Annotated in this window: 13 protein-coding genes and 2 tRNA genes; all 15 read right to left on the bottom strand. The window is 39.5% G+C overall.

Features of this window, described 5'->3' with window-relative positions:
* Positions 1–3 precede the first annotated feature (3 nt).
* Positions 4–1,344 carry an Asp-tRNA(Asn)/Glu-tRNA(Gln) amidotransferase subunit GatA gene (gene gatA / locus HDT10_RS05920; protein WP_290881214.1) on the bottom strand — a complete coding sequence of 447 codons (1,341 nt, stop codon included), beginning with the start codon at positions 1,342–1,344 and terminating at the stop codon, positions 4–6.
* Positions 1,345–1,440: 96 nt separating this feature from the next.
* Positions 1,441–2,388 carry a 4-hydroxythreonine-4-phosphate dehydrogenase gene (gene pdxA, locus HDT10_RS05915; protein WP_290881093.1) on the bottom strand — a complete coding sequence of 316 codons (948 nt, stop codon included), beginning with the start codon at positions 2,386–2,388 and terminating at the stop codon, positions 1,441–1,443.
* 2 nt (positions 2,389–2,390) lie between these two features.
* The gene (locus HDT10_RS05910; RefSeq protein WP_290881090.1) at positions 2,391–2,915 is read right to left on the bottom strand and encodes a DUF2393 family protein; all 525 of its coding nucleotides are present in this window, start codon (positions 2,913–2,915) and stop codon (positions 2,391–2,393) included.
* A gap of 28 nt (positions 2,916–2,943) precedes the next feature.
* Positions 2,944–3,642: a bifunctional phosphoribosyl-AMP cyclohydrolase/phosphoribosyl-ATP diphosphatase HisIE gene (hisIE, locus tag HDT10_RS05905; RefSeq protein ID WP_290881086.1), complete on the bottom strand. Its 699-nt coding sequence runs from the start codon at positions 3,640–3,642 to the stop codon at positions 2,944–2,946.
* Positions 3,643–3,652: 10 nt separating this feature from the next.
* Positions 3,653–4,738 carry an SPFH domain-containing protein gene (locus tag HDT10_RS05900; protein ID WP_290881084.1) on the bottom strand — a complete coding sequence of 362 codons (1,086 nt, stop codon included), beginning with the start codon at positions 4,736–4,738 and terminating at the stop codon, positions 3,653–3,655.
* A 9-nt stretch (positions 4,739–4,747) separates the two neighbouring features.
* Positions 4,748–5,668 carry a branched-chain amino acid transaminase gene (locus HDT10_RS05895; protein WP_290881081.1) on the bottom strand — a complete coding sequence of 307 codons (921 nt, stop codon included), beginning with the start codon at positions 5,666–5,668 and terminating at the stop codon, positions 4,748–4,750.
* 136 nt (positions 5,669–5,804) lie between these two features.
* Positions 5,805–7,229, bottom strand: a complete 1,425-nt coding sequence (locus tag HDT10_RS05890) for an efflux transporter outer membrane subunit (protein WP_290881078.1) — start codon at positions 7,227–7,229, stop codon at positions 5,805–5,807.
* A complete protein-coding gene (locus HDT10_RS05885; protein WP_290881075.1) occupies positions 7,222–10,347 on the bottom strand; it encodes an efflux RND transporter permease subunit in 3,126 nt (1,041 codons plus the stop codon). The genes HDT10_RS05890 and HDT10_RS05885 overlap by 8 nt, the downstream gene beginning before the upstream one ends.
* Positions 10,348–10,363: 16 nt before the next feature.
* Entirely contained in the window at positions 10,364–11,446 is a 1,083-nt protein-coding gene (locus tag HDT10_RS05880; protein ID WP_290881073.1) for an efflux RND transporter periplasmic adaptor subunit, read from the bottom strand.
* Positions 11,447–11,841: 395 nt separating this feature from the next.
* Positions 11,842–11,918 (bottom strand) — tRNA-Arg (locus tag HDT10_RS05875).
* A gap of 4 nt (positions 11,919–11,922) precedes the next feature.
* Positions 11,923–11,998 (bottom strand) — tRNA-Ala (locus HDT10_RS05870).
* A gap of 44 nt (positions 11,999–12,042) precedes the next feature.
* A complete protein-coding gene (gene coaE / locus HDT10_RS05865; RefSeq protein WP_290881071.1) occupies positions 12,043–12,651 on the bottom strand; it encodes a dephospho-CoA kinase in 609 nt (202 codons plus the stop codon).
* On the bottom strand, positions 12,648–13,451 hold the full coding sequence (locus tag HDT10_RS05860) for a spermidine synthase (protein ID WP_290881068.1): 804 nt from the start codon (positions 13,449–13,451) through the stop codon (positions 12,648–12,650). The genes coaE and HDT10_RS05860 overlap by 4 nt, the downstream gene beginning before the upstream one ends.
* 75 nt (positions 13,452–13,526) lie before the next feature.
* Complete coding sequence (locus HDT10_RS05855) at positions 13,527–14,051, bottom strand: META domain-containing protein (RefSeq protein ID WP_290881064.1); 525 nt, start codon at positions 14,049–14,051, stop codon at positions 13,527–13,529.
* A gap of 20 nt (positions 14,052–14,071) precedes the next feature.
* Positions 14,072–14,944: a peptidyl-prolyl cis-trans isomerase gene (locus HDT10_RS05850; RefSeq protein ID WP_290881061.1), complete on the bottom strand. Its 873-nt coding sequence runs from the start codon at positions 14,942–14,944 to the stop codon at positions 14,072–14,074.
* Between the last annotated feature and the right edge of the window lie 55 nt (positions 14,945–14,999).

The raw sequence follows: 14,999 nt of genomic DNA, 5'->3' as shown, positions 1-14,999 counted from the left end.
CCTTTAATGTAAGGTATTTTCTAAATTTAACGCCAAATCAAGCAAGGTTTGTTCGCTAAAGGCTTTACCAATTAGCTGCATACCAATGGGCAATCCCTCCTCCTCATCTACGGGGAGCGAAAGTGCGGGAAGCCCGGCAAGATTGATTCCAATCGTGTAAATATCCTCCAAATACATTTGCAAAGGCGTCTTGCAATCCTCAAACCCAAATGCCACACTTGGCGCAACAGGAGAAAGAATCGCATCGCAATCTTGCAGAATTGCATTATATTGTCGCGCAATCAGTGTGCGCACCTTTTGTGCCTTAATATAATAAGCATCATAATAGCCACTACTTAGCACGAAAGAACCGAGTAAGATTCTACGTTTGACTTCATCGCCAAAGCCAAGCGAACGCGTCTTTAGATATAATTCTTTAAGATTATTAATTTCCTTTGCGCGATTCCCATAACGCACGCCATCAAAGCGCGCAAGATTAGAGCTTGCCTCCGCGGTACAAATCACATAATAAGCAGAAATGATATAACTTGTATCTAGCATTTCCTTTTCCACAATTTTATGCCCATTTTTACTTAGTGTTTCAATTGTTTTTTGATAAGCGTTTTGGATATTTGTGTCTGCGTCTTTCAAGAGATTTGGCAGAATCGCTATTGTCATTTTACGATTGGGGTTTAAGTTTTTGAAAGTGTTTTGAGATTCCAAATTCGCACTTGTAGAATCCATTTTGTCATAACCCGCAATCGCGTCATACAGAATCGCACAATCTGTAACATTCTGTGTAATTGGTCCAATTTGGTCTAGGCTTGAACTATAAGCCACCAGCCCATAGCGACTTACGCGTCCATAAGTAGGCTTCAATCCCACACAACCACAAAAACTAGCGGGCTGTCGGATACTTCCGCCCGTATCACTTCCAAGCGCGGCAAGTGCGATTCCACCCGCTACGGCTGCGGCACTTCCTCCGCTGCTACCGCCGGGGACTTTATTAGGATTCTTGGGATTGAGCGTCCTACCATAAAAACTACTTGCTGTCGTGCTTCCCATTGCAAATTCGTCCATATTCGTGCGTCCAAAGGGAGCAAAAGAGGATTTAAGGAGATTCTCTATCACCGTCGCATTGTAAGGCGCAATATAACCTTGCAAAATATTGCTTCCACAAGTGATTTCCCAACCCTTTACATTAATATTGTCTTTGATAGCAATAGGTAGAAATGTGCTCTCATAATCCTGCAATTCTCCAATATAGGCATTCAAAGAGCTTGCTTTGATATTTTCTCTTAGTGTGTTTTTTAGCTCCTTAATGCCCTCAATATCAAGCTTCAACGCATCTTGTAGTGTTGGAATACTCATTTAAATCCTCCCGCGCAATGGATTATAAAAATTTTGGAATTATAGGGAAGTTTTGTTGAAAAGTGGTTAAATTTATTCTGGCAAAAATATTTAACTTTGCAGAATCCCTTGCTTATTGCGCACTTTGAAACGAAAAATTGCTTCTTTTACTGCATTAAGATAGCTTGTAGAATCTGCTTTGTTGTGGTAAGCAATGTCAAAGGCGGTGCCGTGATCAACAGAGGTGCGAATAATAGGTAAATTGAGCGTTACATTAATGCTTTCTTTGAAATACAATGTTTTGAGTGGAATCAAGCCTTGGTCGTGATACATTGCGACATAATAACGCAAATGCTTGCCAACAAATGCGGTATCAGGCACAAGTGGTCCTACAAAAAGCGTTTGATTGAGCATAGCATTGGCTTCCTTAATGGCTTGTGTAATCCGCTCTTCTTCGTCGCCTAACACGCCAAAATCTCCTGCGTGGGGATTGAGTCCAAGCACACCACAGGGAGATTTAGTAATATGGGGTGCGAGTTGGAGCAAAAACTTCTTTAGCGATTCTGTTTCAATGAATTGTGGAACGCATTTGAGTGGAATATGGTCAGTAAAAAGTGCGACATAAAGTCTAGGCGAGCCTAGCATCATTATGGCTTCCTGCGGTTTGTCTTTTGACTTTAGCAAATCACGGAAAGCTTCCGTATGCCCCGCGTAAGGAATCCCTGCTAATTGCCAAGCTTTTTTATGGATTGGCAGAGTAACAAGTGCTTTTGCCCTTTTTTGAAGTGTCAGATTCAAAGCACTCAAAAAACTAGCATAAGAGTAAGCCCCGCTTTCTTGAATAATCTCTGCGGGAGTAATGAGCGGAATCTTCGCATTTGGTGGAATGCACTTTAGGTGCTTAGGTAACCTCCTCTTAAGCTTTTCAGCAGCTTCTTGCAACAAAGATTTATCCACACAATAAAGAGGAGTGCAAACTTTAGAGATTGTCTTGTGGTTTTTTAGTAGAATCTCCAATCCTATCCCATTACAGTCTCCAACACTGATTGCGATTTTCATCTCTAATAACACGCTCCCTTAGTCTCTAAAGTAAAATTCGTATTGGCTTGCGGCGAGGGGATAATCAGTTTAAACTCCATAGATTCTAACTTTTTTAGTGGGGTTTTGTAATTTTCTATATGAAGGAATTTAGGCTTGATTTTATATTTGAGAAGTTTTGCTTTCTTAAGCCCTACGGGGATAAAATTCACACTCAATACACAACCTCTAAAATCCAACAAACCCACATTAGTAAATTGTCCTTCAACAAAATACACCTCATCATATTGCAATTTCTCATTATGAAAAAGCGTGAGGTCTATTTGCTTGAGATAAGATTCCATCATTGTTTGATACAAAAAAGGAGAGCTAAAAAGCAAGATTCCGCTAATCACAAAAGTCAAGCTAGCAATCAACGCGTTAAACCGAAATGCAACACTCAAAAGAAAAAATAACAAAATCGCAAGAAAAATACAACTAAGCACCAAATAATCAGGCAGAGAAAAATAATTTGCAGTATCCAATAATGCCATCAAATAATTTTTCATTTCATTCATAATTTAATTTGAAACCTTTTTATTTTTCCTTGCGTGAATTTTTTTCCTCAATTCCACTCAAGCCGAAGCGGCGCGCAATCTCTTGTTTGACTAAATCAGGAGAAATCTCCCTAAAGCTAAGCCCTACAAGTGCGTGATAAAGCAAATCTGCCGCCTCATAAATAATTTCTTTGGAATCTTTATCCTTGATAGCAAACCCAAGTTCTGCAGCCTCTTCAACGATTTTCTTAGCAATCGTATTTTCTCCTTTGGCATAAAGTGAAGCGGTATAAGAGGTCTTGGAATCCGCATTTTTGCGCATTTGTAAAGTATGATAGAGTGTATCTACTACCCCATAAACTACACTCATATCCGTTTTAGAATCTGAAGCAGAATCCTCTATAATGTTTTCTTGATTAATGCAATGAAAAAAGCAACTTTTTGCGCCTGTATGGCAAGCCACACCCTTTTGTTCAACCTTTAAAAGCAGGCTATCCTTATCACAATCTAGCAAAATTTTATGAATTTTTTGTGTATGTCCGCTTTGCTCGCCCTTTTTCCAAATGCGCTGTTTAGAACGTGAAAAGTAATGCGCAAATCCACTTTGCAAACTCAAATTTAAAGCCTCTTGATTCATAAAGGCAAGCATTAAAACTTCTTGCGTCTTGTAATCTTGCGCAATAGCTGGAATCAAACCATTGAGTTTTTCCCACGCAATTTGTTTAAGAATTGCTTGCACTTAAGATTCCTTAGTTGCTCACAGAAGTTGCGCGTTGCGTATCTTTAGAATCCAACCAAATATTTGGCGTTGCTCCACCGGGCGTTAAAAAAATCTTTGCATCACGATTGTTTTGCAAGGCTTCGTTAAACTTCCCTTGCACTTCAATCTGACGCAACTGCAAAAGTGGAGAATTGAGACTTTGGCTAATCAAGCGATTCGCTTTGGCTTGAGCGTCTGCTTCAATAATCGTTGCATCGGCAACCCCTTTGGCAAGAGCGGCTTTTTTCTCCGCTTCTTGTTTCGCTCTCTCAACTTCATATCTTGCGCGTTCCGCCTCTTGACGCGCAACTTGCACGCGCTCAATCTGTTCTTTAATCGCAACAGGCAATACGATTTCAGTTAATTGGATAGAAACTAATTCTACAGGACGATTCTCAAGCCCATTGATATTTTCGCGGAATTTTTGGTCAATGAGTGTCGCAATTTCGTTTCGTTTTGTAGGCAATTCCTCTGCAGGGAAACTTCCTACAACATTACGTACGATTTCACGAATCACAGGCGTAATAATCCGCTCCTCCCAATTTTGCCCCCAAGTGGCAATGGTTTGAGGCACACTCAAAGGGTCTAAGCGATACTGCACCGCAAGCTCTACGGATACCGATAAGCCCCTAGAATCCAATACACTAATGGCTTGATTTCTCAAGCTTCCCTCATCACGGCTACGATAGTTTGAAGTCTCTACACTTGTAAATTCTGCGATTCTTACTTTTGTATTGACTGCAATGATTCTTTGAATGCCCGGAATATAAAAATGAATGCCCGGCTGTAATGGAGTGGGGTCAAACTCCCCTGTGGTAATTTTTACACCCACTTCTCCACTATTGATAATCGTAAAGGGTTTGAGCAAAAAGAGTAAAACTGCAAAAATCACCAATACATATAATCCCGCCATTTTCTTGTCATTTGGCATACTGAAGTTTGGCATTCTAGGGGTTTGGAATCCACGATTCCTATTCTTTTTATTGTCTCCCCCATCATTTGGGTTGTTTTCATTGTTTGAATTATTATAATTTCTATTCTTTTGTCTTAGATGTTCATTTAAATCAATCGGCATACACAACCTTTAATGAATGTAAGTGAGCCAATGAGCGTATTTTTCATTGCGCCCATAAACCACATCAAAAAACGCATTTTGAAGTTTATGTGTGATTTCCCCTCGTCTGCCACTTCCAATCACGCGTGCGTCTAATTCACAAATCGGCGTAACCTCTGCGGCTGTTCCCGTGAAGAACGCCTCCTCTGCAATATAGACTTCATCACGTGTAATATTGCGTCTTTCTACTTCAATTCCTAAGTCTTTTGCAATTTGTATCACAGAATCTTGCGTGATAGATTCTAACACGCTATCACTTGGAGGGGTAATCAAGCGTCCATTGCGCACGATGAAAAAGCATTCGCCGCTTCCCTCTGCAATCATTCCATTATCATCAAGTAGCAAAGCCTCTTCATAACCGCACTCAATGGCTTCAAATTTTGCCATTTGGGAATTAAGATAATTTCCACACGCTTTTGCCTTACCAAAAAGTGATTTGGCAGGATTTCGCACTATGGAAGAAGTTTTGACACGAATCCCCTTTTCTAGTCCTTCATCTCCAAGATATGCGCCCCACTCCCACGCAGCAATCGCCACTTTCACGGGGGCTTTTTTGTGATAAACCCCCATCACACCATAACCTAGATAAATCAAAGGGCGAATATAAGTATTGCTTGTGAAATGATTGTCCTTTAAAAGCTCAATCTGTGCTTTCTCAATCTCCTCTTGACTATAAGGAATATCACTAATTGCGACAATTTTAGCAGAGTTTAAAAGCCGCTTCGTATGATCACGCAAACGAAAAATCGCCATACCTTTATCGGTTTTATAAGCTCTAGTGCCCTCAAATACACCATTTCCATAATGTAGCGTGTGGGTTAAAATATGGACATTTGCCTCTTTCCAAGGAACTAATCTTCCATCCATCCAAATTGATTTTGCTTCGTTCATTATAAACTCCTAAATATTTAAACAAATTGCTTTTTGGGCAAATAGCATAACAAAATCTTGCTTAAAAAAATGACAAGGCAATCCAATCTTGCAGAATCCTGCTTTAAGATTCTTTCTTTGGAATCTCAAAGCAAAGTCAATCTTCTACTTGGTCTTCTTGATAAGTTTCTTTATCCCAACCACCACCAAAGGCTTTATAGAGATTGATAGCAGCACTTAAAGTCTCTAACTTTGCACTTTGTTGGTTTAGCTCTGCACCAAAAAGCGAGCTTTGTGTATTGAGCACCTCAAGATAACTCGTGTATCCCTCCTCATAGCGCAAATTTGCAAGCTCCAATGTGCGTTTTAACGCCAAAACTTGTTCGTCCAAACTCACCAATTTTTCGCCCGTCATTTGGTAGTTAAACAAACTTTCTCTTACTTCACCAAACGCTATACGCAAAGTCTGTCCATAATTCAAAATCATCTCTTCATATTGCGATTTGGCTAAATCTACATTTGCACTTGTACGCCCAAAATCAAGCAAATTCCCAACGAAATTTCCCCCAAAGTTCCAAGTAGAATTAGAGGTTCTTATCAACTCATTCAGTTGCGGACTGACATAGCCAAACAACCCTGTTAATGAAATCGTTGGAAAATAAGCACTTCTAGCGATTCCAATATTAAAGTTGGCTGCTTTGAGATTCTGCTCTGCCGCTTCAATATCTGGTCGTTTCTCCAAGATAGTAGAGGGCAAGCCTGCTCCCACACTAGGAGAATTAGGCAAAGGACGCGGTTCTTTTGGAATCTCATTAGCAAACACACCCGCGCCATCACGTCCAAGTAGAATCAAAAATGCACTTTGAGCAGAATTTTGTTCCATTAAAAGACTTTGCAACTGCGCACGCACACTCGCCATTTCAGACTTGGCTTGCTGCATATCAATCTCTGAAATTTTACCTACATCAAACTCTTTTTTACGATATTCGTAATTTTCCTCTCGGCTTTTTAAAGTGTTTTTGGAGATTTGCACCTGATTATTGAGCGTTAGGATTCCAAAATAACTTTCCGCAACATTGGCTACGAGGCTTAAACGCACCATATCACGATTTGCTTTGATTGCAAATAATTGCGCTAGGGCTCTTCTATCGGCATCTCTTGCCCTACCCCACAAATCAATTTCATAGTTTAGAATCGCGCTTAAAGAAAAGTTATTATAATTTTCTAATTGTCTTTGTGCCTGGTTTTTGCGATTCTTTGTTCCCTCCCCCTGCACACCAATGCTAGGATAACGGTCGCTTCTTGCATAGCTCCACTGACTACGCGCTTGCTCTACTCTTTGCATAGCGACAAGCAAATCATAATTGTTTCTTAATGCCTCTTCTACAAAACGATTGAGAGTATCATCTCCAAAATCCTCCCACCATTTCTGTGAAATTCTTATTTCTTCCGCAGATTCTATTGCTTCCTTAGAATCTGGCAAGTTTGTTTGTGGCTGCACATAGGTAGGCGAAAGCGAACACCCACTTCCTAGAATACCAAGCAAGATAAAATAAAAACAAATTTTAGAAACCCTAATCATGTTTGCTCCTAAAAGTTGCGATAAATTCGCTAAGTCTCGCAAAATAAGTATAAAATAGCGGGATGAAGAAAGTCGCAATGAAAGTCGCCGCAAGCATTCCGCCTACAACTCCCGTTCCAATCGCGTGGCGACTTGCCGCCCCCGCACCGCTACTAATCACAAGAGGAAAAACCCCTATCGTAAAAGCAAGTGAAGTCATTACGATAGGACGGAATCGCAATCGCGCTGCTTCTACCGCAGAATCGTAAATGTCTTTTCCCTCGTGCTCTCTTGCTTGCATTGCAAACTCAATAATCAAAATCGCATTTTTTGCCGCTAAAGCAATCAGAGTAATTAATCCAACTTGGAAATAAATATCGTTATTGAGCCCTCTAAGCCAAGTTGCTAAAATCGCACCAAATACCGCGAAAGGCACAGCGGTAACTACCGCTAAAGGCATCAACCATCGTTCATACTGCGCCGCTAGAATCAAGAAAACAAAAACAAGCCCAAAAATAAATGCAATCGTTCCTGTTCCACTCGTTGCTTTCTCTTGATAAGAACTTCCCGAAAACGCCACAGAATACCCCTCTGGTAAAACTTCCTCTGCGACTTGTTCAATTGCGGCTAACGCATCACCTGAAGAATAACCTTGTGTCGCATCTCCCATAAGTTTTGCCGCTGGGAAAAGATTGAATCGCTCTAAAATATCTGGACCAATCACGCGCTCATACCGCACAAGCGCACTAATAGGCACCAACTCTCCGTTGTTAGAGCGCACAAAGACATTGCGCAAATCCTCTGGCGTTTCTCTGAAGGGGCTTTCTGACTGCACATTTACCTTATAAGTGCGCCCAAAAAGATTAAAATCATTGACATAATACGACCCGAAAGTCGCTTGGAGCGTTGTAAAGACATCATTGATATTGATACCCATTGCTTTGGCTTTTTCTCTATCTAAATCCACATGATATTGTGGCACATTCACACTCAAAGTCGTGCGCACACCTGTGAGCTCTGGACGTTTTGCCGCAGCCTCTAGCACGAGTTGAGTGTTTTTCTGTAATTCCTCTGTTGAAGCTCCTGTGCGATTCTGAATATACATTTCAAACCCGTCCGTCAAACTCAATCCCATAATGGGTGGGGGATTGAGTGCAAAGATAATTGCACTCGGATATTGCATTAATTGCCCTGTCATTGAACCTGCTAAGGCTTGAGAGTGTTGCTCGGCTTTTTTTCTCTCTTTCCAATCTTTTAGTTTGACAAAAGCTGTCCCCGCGTTGCTTTTTACCGCACTAGAGAGAATATCATAACCCGCTAGTGTCATAATCCCCTCTATATTTGGATTATCCATTGCAGTTTTGCCTACGAAATTCGCCATTTGTGAAGTTTTATTCAATGCTGTCGCGGGCGGAAGCTGCATAGAAACTAATAATGTTCCCTTATCCTCTGATGGCACGAGCCCGCTTGGCACACGCGTAAAAAGTCCAACGGTGATAGCAAGAAGCCCCACAAAAAGAATCACATATAAACTTCCACGCCGAATCGTGTGCGCAACTTTGTCGGTGAATTTATGTGTAAGCCAATCAAAAAAATCATTGAATCGCTTGACGATATAAAAAGGCTTAGGCTCTTTGGTTTTAAGAATCGAAACGCAAAGCGCAGGTGTCAAAGTCAAAGCAACGAATCCAGAAATAATTACAGAGATAACAATCGTTACGGCAAATTGCTTATAGATTTCTCCCGAAAATCCTCCGATAAATGCCACAGGGATAAACACGGCGGAGAGTACTAATACAATCGCAATTACCGGGCTTTGAATCTCCTCCATTGCCTTAATCGTGGCTTGCTTTACAGGGAGTTTTTCGGTATGAATGAGCCGCTCCACATTCTCAATTACGATAATCGCATCATCTACTACGATTCCAATCGCAAGAATCAACCCAAAAAGCGTAAGCAAATTGATAGAGAATCCTAACAAATACATTCCTGCAAAAGAGCCGATAATGGAAACAGGCACTGCAATCACAGGAATAATCGTGGCTCTAAAGTTTTGCAAGAAGAAATAAATGACAATCACAACAAGGAGAATTGCCTCTACGAAAGTTTTAATCACTTCTCCAATAGACACTTTCACGAATTGGGTTGTATCATACGAAATCGCATACTGCAAACCATCGGGGAAATCTTTTGATAGTTCCTTTAATCTTTCGGACACACCATCTGCAACATTAAGTGCGTTTGCTCCGGGTTGCAAAAAGACACCAAAGGCGATAGCAGGCTTGCCTTTGTAATATTCGCTCAAGCTATAATCCTCTGCCCCTAACTCAATCCGCGCAATATCCTTAAGACGCAAGGCAGAACCATCTTCGTTTGTCTTAATCAAAATCTCCTCAAACTCTTTTACATCACTAAAACGTCCCTTTGTCGTTACACTATAAGTAAATTCCAAATTATTTTGCATTGGTTCTTGCCCAAAGTATCCTGCGGCAAATTGCGAGTTTTGCTCTTGAACTAATCCAATCACTTCTGATGGCGTAAGATTGTATTTAAGCAATTTATCTGGTGCAAGCCAAATACGCATAGAATATTCTTGCAAACCAAACAAAGTCGCATCCCCTACACCCGGCACGCGCTTCAACTCATCTAAGATATTGATAGAAGCGTAGTTTGCAATATAAGTTTCATCTTGATTAGGCATATCAGAAAACAAGGCATACACCGCTAGAATCGTGGAACTTCTTTTATCCACGGTTACACCATATCTTTGCACCTCTTGAGGTAATTTACTCAATACTGCTTGGACGCGGTTATTGACATTGATTGCGGCTTGGTCTGGGTCTGTCTCATTGGTAAAATATACATTAATACTCAAAGAGCCACTAGAGGTAGAAGAACTCTGCATATAAATCATATTCTCTACCCCATTGATACTATTTTCAAGCACACTCGCAACACTGCTAGAAATCACTTCTGCACTCGCACCGGGATAAGTCGCACTCACAACAACTTGTGGAGGCGTTACTTGAGGATATTCCTCAACCGCCAAAGAAAAAGCGGATAAAGCCCCAGAAATCACAATGATAATAGACATTACCATTGCCAAAACGGGACGTTCAATAAAAAATTTAGAAAACATTACAAAACCCTTTCTTTTAAGGCTTTGGTGCTTGATTCATCGGAGTTACAGGAGCACCCGGACGCAATTTAATCAAATTGTTCGTAATGATGATGTCCCCGTCATTTAGACCGCTTTTAATAACAACATCATTACCAACATTATTGCCCAAAACCACAGGGGTTGGCTGGGCTTTGCCCTCTACAACTTTAAACACAAAACTTCCTTTAGCGTCTTGCATTAACGCAACTTGTGGAATCACAATGCAATCCTTTGCAATAATTCCGTCTAAACGAATGCGTGAAAATTCTCCTGGAACTAGCAAATGCTCGGGATTCTCTACAATTGCACGTGCTTTAATTGTCGCCGTGCTTGCCTCTAAGACACTATCAATGAAATCCATTTTGCCAAGATTATCAAAAGGCGTGCCATCAGGAAGCAGATAAATTACCTTGACATTTTCATAATCCAAAGTGCGCAAGAAATAATAATCATTGCTTGGAATAGAAAATTCTGCGTGGATTGGGTCTAATTGCGTAATCGTTGTAAGCAGATTATCCGCACCTGCTTTGCCTACCAAATCCCCAATATCATAACGTTTCATACTGATTTTACCACTTGCAGTTGCGATGACATTGGTATAATTTAAATCAATCATTGCAGTATCTAAGTTTGCACGTGCATTTTCATACGCAGATTGCGCAGAATCATATTCTTTTGGGCTAAGTGCTTTGTTTTTGAAAAGTTTTTGTGCTCTAATCCAATCACGTTGTGCGGCTTTAAAAGCTGCTTGTGCCATATTAACTGCTGCTTGGTATTTGTCGGGCTCAATCTTGAAGAGTTTCTCACCCTTTTGAACCAATCCACCCTCAACAAAATGTTGTTCTAATAAAACCCCCTCCACGCGTGCATAGATTCCGACGCTTTGCAAACTCGTTAGCTTCGCGGGATATTCAAAATTAATAGGCACATCTTGCTTTTTGACACTATATGTACTGACAGGCATTGCCATATTTTGCTGCTGCGCATTATTATTTTCCTTAGAACAACCCATTAATAATACGACACCACAAAGCATACCAAAAGACAACTTGGAGACTATTTTTAGATAATTTTTCATTTTCTCTCACTTAAACTTGATTCCAAAGCCATAGAATCTTATTCTACGCCTCGTTACTATTTCTAAAATGTATGTAATTTAAGTATTACACAATATATGGAAAAATGATTCTAACCAAAAAAAATTAAAAAAAAATAAAAAGTAGAGTATTTTCTGATATTAGATTTTACTACTTTCATTATTTATTTTTCTTTCAAGATGATACATTCCATAAATAACAAAAAATAAATTGTGATTTTTAGCAAGATTCTCGCGCACACAAAATTTATCTTAATCAAACAAATCAAGCTTAAATCTGCTTGGCTTTATTGAGATGATGAGCTTAAAAAATTAAAGATTTGCAAAAGAAATTCCATTATGATTTGGAAGTCTAATCTCAAGTAAGAAATAGAGAGTGGTACGCCCGGAGGAATTCGAATCCCCGACCTACAGGACCGCAACCTGTTGCTCTATCCAGCTGAGCTACGGACGCACAATGGTGGAGTGTAGGAGGTTCGAACTCCTGACCTCAACGCTGCCAGCGTTGCGCTCTCCCAGCTGAGCTAACACCCCTACACTTGACTTAAAGGGCGCAATTATAACAAACAAAGCTTAAATCAAGTTTTAAGCTCCTGCAAAGAGTGCAGATAAATTTCTACTGCGTTTTGCAATTCTTCTAAAGTGCCACAATTATCAATCACATAACTCGCCATTGCGCGTTTATCTTCTAGCGGCATTTGCGATTCTATACGGCTTAGTGCTTCTTGTTCATTCAAACCATTACGCTCTTTAAGACGTTCAAGCTGTAATTCTTTTGTCGTATAAATCAGCAAAGAATGTGAAATCGGATAATGCTTTGTTTCAAAGAATAAGGGAATATCAATAAAATATGGAATCCCTTTGCTTTCCTGCACTTGTGCTTGCAATGTGATTTCCTCTTTGATTCTTGGGTGCAAAATGGATTCTAATTTCACTCTTTCTTGCTTATCGGCAAAGACAATCGCCCCTAGCTTTTTGCGGTCAATCTTGGCAGAATCCTTTGGGTTAGAATTTAAGATTCCATCGCCAAGCACTTCAAGCACTTCTTTCGCGCTAGTTTCTAATACCCTATGTGCAATTTGGTCTGCACAAATCACACAATATCCATAGAGTTTAAGCAGGGAAGCCACCGTGCTCTTACCGCTTGCGATTCCACCGCTTAAAGCAATAGCGTGCGTGAAACTCAATTTTTAGCCACTCCCAAGAGTGCAGTTTTGACAGATTTTGGCAAGGTAAATGCACTCAAATGCAAATTTGCGTGATAATACTGCAAACCCTCTAGCATATCCGCGCGTTGCAACTGAATATCTGCTGTGGGGTGGTAGAGTTTAGAGGCAAAAATATAGCAATCTTGCAGAAGAGACAAAGGTGCAAAACACGGCATTTTAACCCTAAAATCTCCTAAGGATTCTAATAATTTCTTGACTTCCAAAGTTTCTAATAAAATCTGTGGGGACTTTATCATCAAAATTCCTTTTTCATCTAAAAGCATTTGGTAGTCTTGAGCATTTTGCTTAGAATCTAAGAGCAAGACAATATCATAACTTGCTTTGCTCTCCTTTGAGTTTTGCTCTAAAAATTCCTTGCTTTGTTGTGGAATCAGTGTGAAATATGGGGATTCCATTACTTCTTTATAATGGGGCAAAAAGCTAACTAATGATTCTAATACTTTCAAATCAAATTGCAAAAAATCTACATATAAATTTTGATGACGTAAAAATTCAAACGCAATTTCTAGGTTGAAACTTCCTGCAATCAGCACGCGTTTAGGGAACTTATGCGAACAAGCTAGAAGATGCGCCAAAAACTCACTTTGTACACAAAGCATATTCTGAAGCAACATTCCCTCATCTAGCAAAGCAATCTCGCCAAATGCTTCAGAATTAAAAAGCTCTAAAGTATGCCTTTCGCCCTTAATTTCGTGTAATTTACGCTCTATTTTATATTCTTGTTGGAATTTATCATTATAGGATTTCGTAATCCACATACTTTGCCTTTTTCATTAATCTTAAAATCTAAAGCCTATTGTAATTTTGGTAAAAATATCTTTAAACTTATGCTTTTAATTTAAGACTATATAGAAATCTTTGCCGATAAAGAAAATTTTACTCATTCCCTTAACTTCCTCTACAACAAGAATTTTCGTAGGAGTATTTAAAAAATTCCGCACCATAGTGTCTTCGTGTTCCATTGTTTTAGGCTCGCACATTTTGCGCGTCATTCCAATATTGATTGGATTGAAATGATTACCCTCTATTAAATAGCCTCCAAAAAACTGATTGCACCCCAATGTGCCATTGATTTCTTGATTATGGAATCGCAAAATCGGGGAGTTCTCTACTTGTTTTTCTAAAGTAATCGTATTGCCCTTGAAATGATAGGAATGGATTTTCCACTCTTCTTTAGATTCTAAAAGCTCCTTGAAGTTCATTGTTTCACAATTTTTAGCCGTGTTGGTTTCTTGGTTATAGCATTGAGAAAACTTCGGCTCATTGGGTGTGATAGAATTCCCTGCACAACCCATAAACACACCTGCAACCGCACTCATCACCATACAAAACTCCCCTATTTTAAAAACTCTTTTCATTTTTAAATAACCTTATCTCTTTAATTTAAACGCACAACATCTACTCTTGCATTAGAACGTAACTTCTCAAAATACTCATAAATCAAATAATCCTCTTTTTGTTCCATAATTTTTTGCATCACGACATTGCGCACGTTCTCATAAGGCAAAAGAGCGGGATTATTTTTGGATTTAATCACAAAAACAACAAATTCATCAGAAATCGGAAAAATTGGCGTAAATCTACCCACCGCCCCTTGTGTGAAAGCTTGGACAATTTGGGGATGCAACTCTATCGTCTGCAATACTTCATTTGTTTTTTGCACACTGCTTGGAATCACTTTGCCATTGCTCTGGACGACTTTTTCAAGTGCTTGTGCATCTTTGCTAAAATACTTTACCACTTCAATGCTTTGAGGGATAGAAAACTCTTGCCTATGAGTAGAATAATAATTCTCTAGCTCCTTTTCATCTACCATTCTTAAGCCCTCTTGTGTAATAGACTGGTAAAGTTTTCTTTTTTGCAAATTGCGTTTGATTTCTTCTTTATAATGTTCCCAATTCCCACCATTACCTATAATATAACTTTTAACCTGTTCCAATGTTGCTTTATTTTGTTTTGCGATTCGTGCAATCTCATCTTGAATCTCAATTTCGTTAATGACAATTTTTCTCTTGTCAATTTCTTCTCTATGCAAGCGGTCATTAATCAATAAATCTATCGCAACCTGTTGCGAAACCTTATCGCGTTGCTGTATCCTATATACTTCCATTAGAGTAACAGGAGAATCATTTACAAAAAATGCAATCCCATTGACAAGGGAGGGGGCGGCAAACAAACTAGAATGGAACATCAAGACACCAAAGCAGACAAGCGGACAGAAAAAGTTTAAATTCCATTGATTTTTTATCATTTGGGATTTCCTATGCAATCTAAATTTCGCGTAATTTTAGCAGAATCTCTTTAGG

Source organism: Helicobacter sp. (genome assembly GCF_014799995.1).
Taxonomy (GTDB): Bacteria; Campylobacterota; Campylobacteria; order Campylobacterales; family Helicobacteraceae; genus Helicobacter_D.
This window is presented reverse-complemented; position numbering and strand designations above follow the sequence as displayed.

Coding starts and splice junctions, on each gene's coding strand:
- pdxA (WP_290881093.1), bottom strand. CDS start 2,388: ATGAAAATCGCAATCAGTGTTGGAGACTGTAATGGGATAGGATTGGAG.
- HDT10_RS05910 (WP_290881090.1), bottom strand. CDS start 2,915: ATGAAAAATTATTTGATGGCATTATTGGATACTGCAAATTATTTTTCT.
- HDT10_RS05900 (WP_290881084.1), bottom strand. CDS start 4,738: ATGCCGATTGATTTAAATGAACATCTAAGACAAAAGAATAGAAATTAT.
- HDT10_RS05895 (WP_290881081.1), bottom strand. CDS start 5,668: ATGAACGAAGCAAAATCAATTTGGATGGATGGAAGATTAGTTCCTTGG.
- HDT10_RS05890 (WP_290881078.1), bottom strand. CDS start 7,229: ATGATTAGGGTTTCTAAAATTTGTTTTTATTTTATCTTGCTTGGTATT.
- HDT10_RS05885 (WP_290881075.1), bottom strand. CDS start 10,347: ATGTTTTCTAAATTTTTTATTGAACGTCCCGTTTTGGCAATGGTAATG.
- HDT10_RS05880 (WP_290881073.1), bottom strand. CDS start 11,446: ATGAAAAATTATCTAAAAATAGTCTCCAAGTTGTCTTTTGGTATGCTT.
- HDT10_RS05860 (WP_290881068.1), bottom strand. CDS start 13,451: ATGTGGATTACGAAATCCTATAATGATAAATTCCAACAAGAATATAAA.
- HDT10_RS05855 (WP_290881064.1), bottom strand. CDS start 14,051: ATGAAAAGAGTTTTTAAAATAGGGGAGTTTTGTATGGTGATGAGTGCG.
- HDT10_RS05850 (WP_290881061.1), bottom strand. CDS start 14,944: ATGATAAAAAATCAATGGAATTTAAACTTTTTCTGTCCGCTTGTCTGC.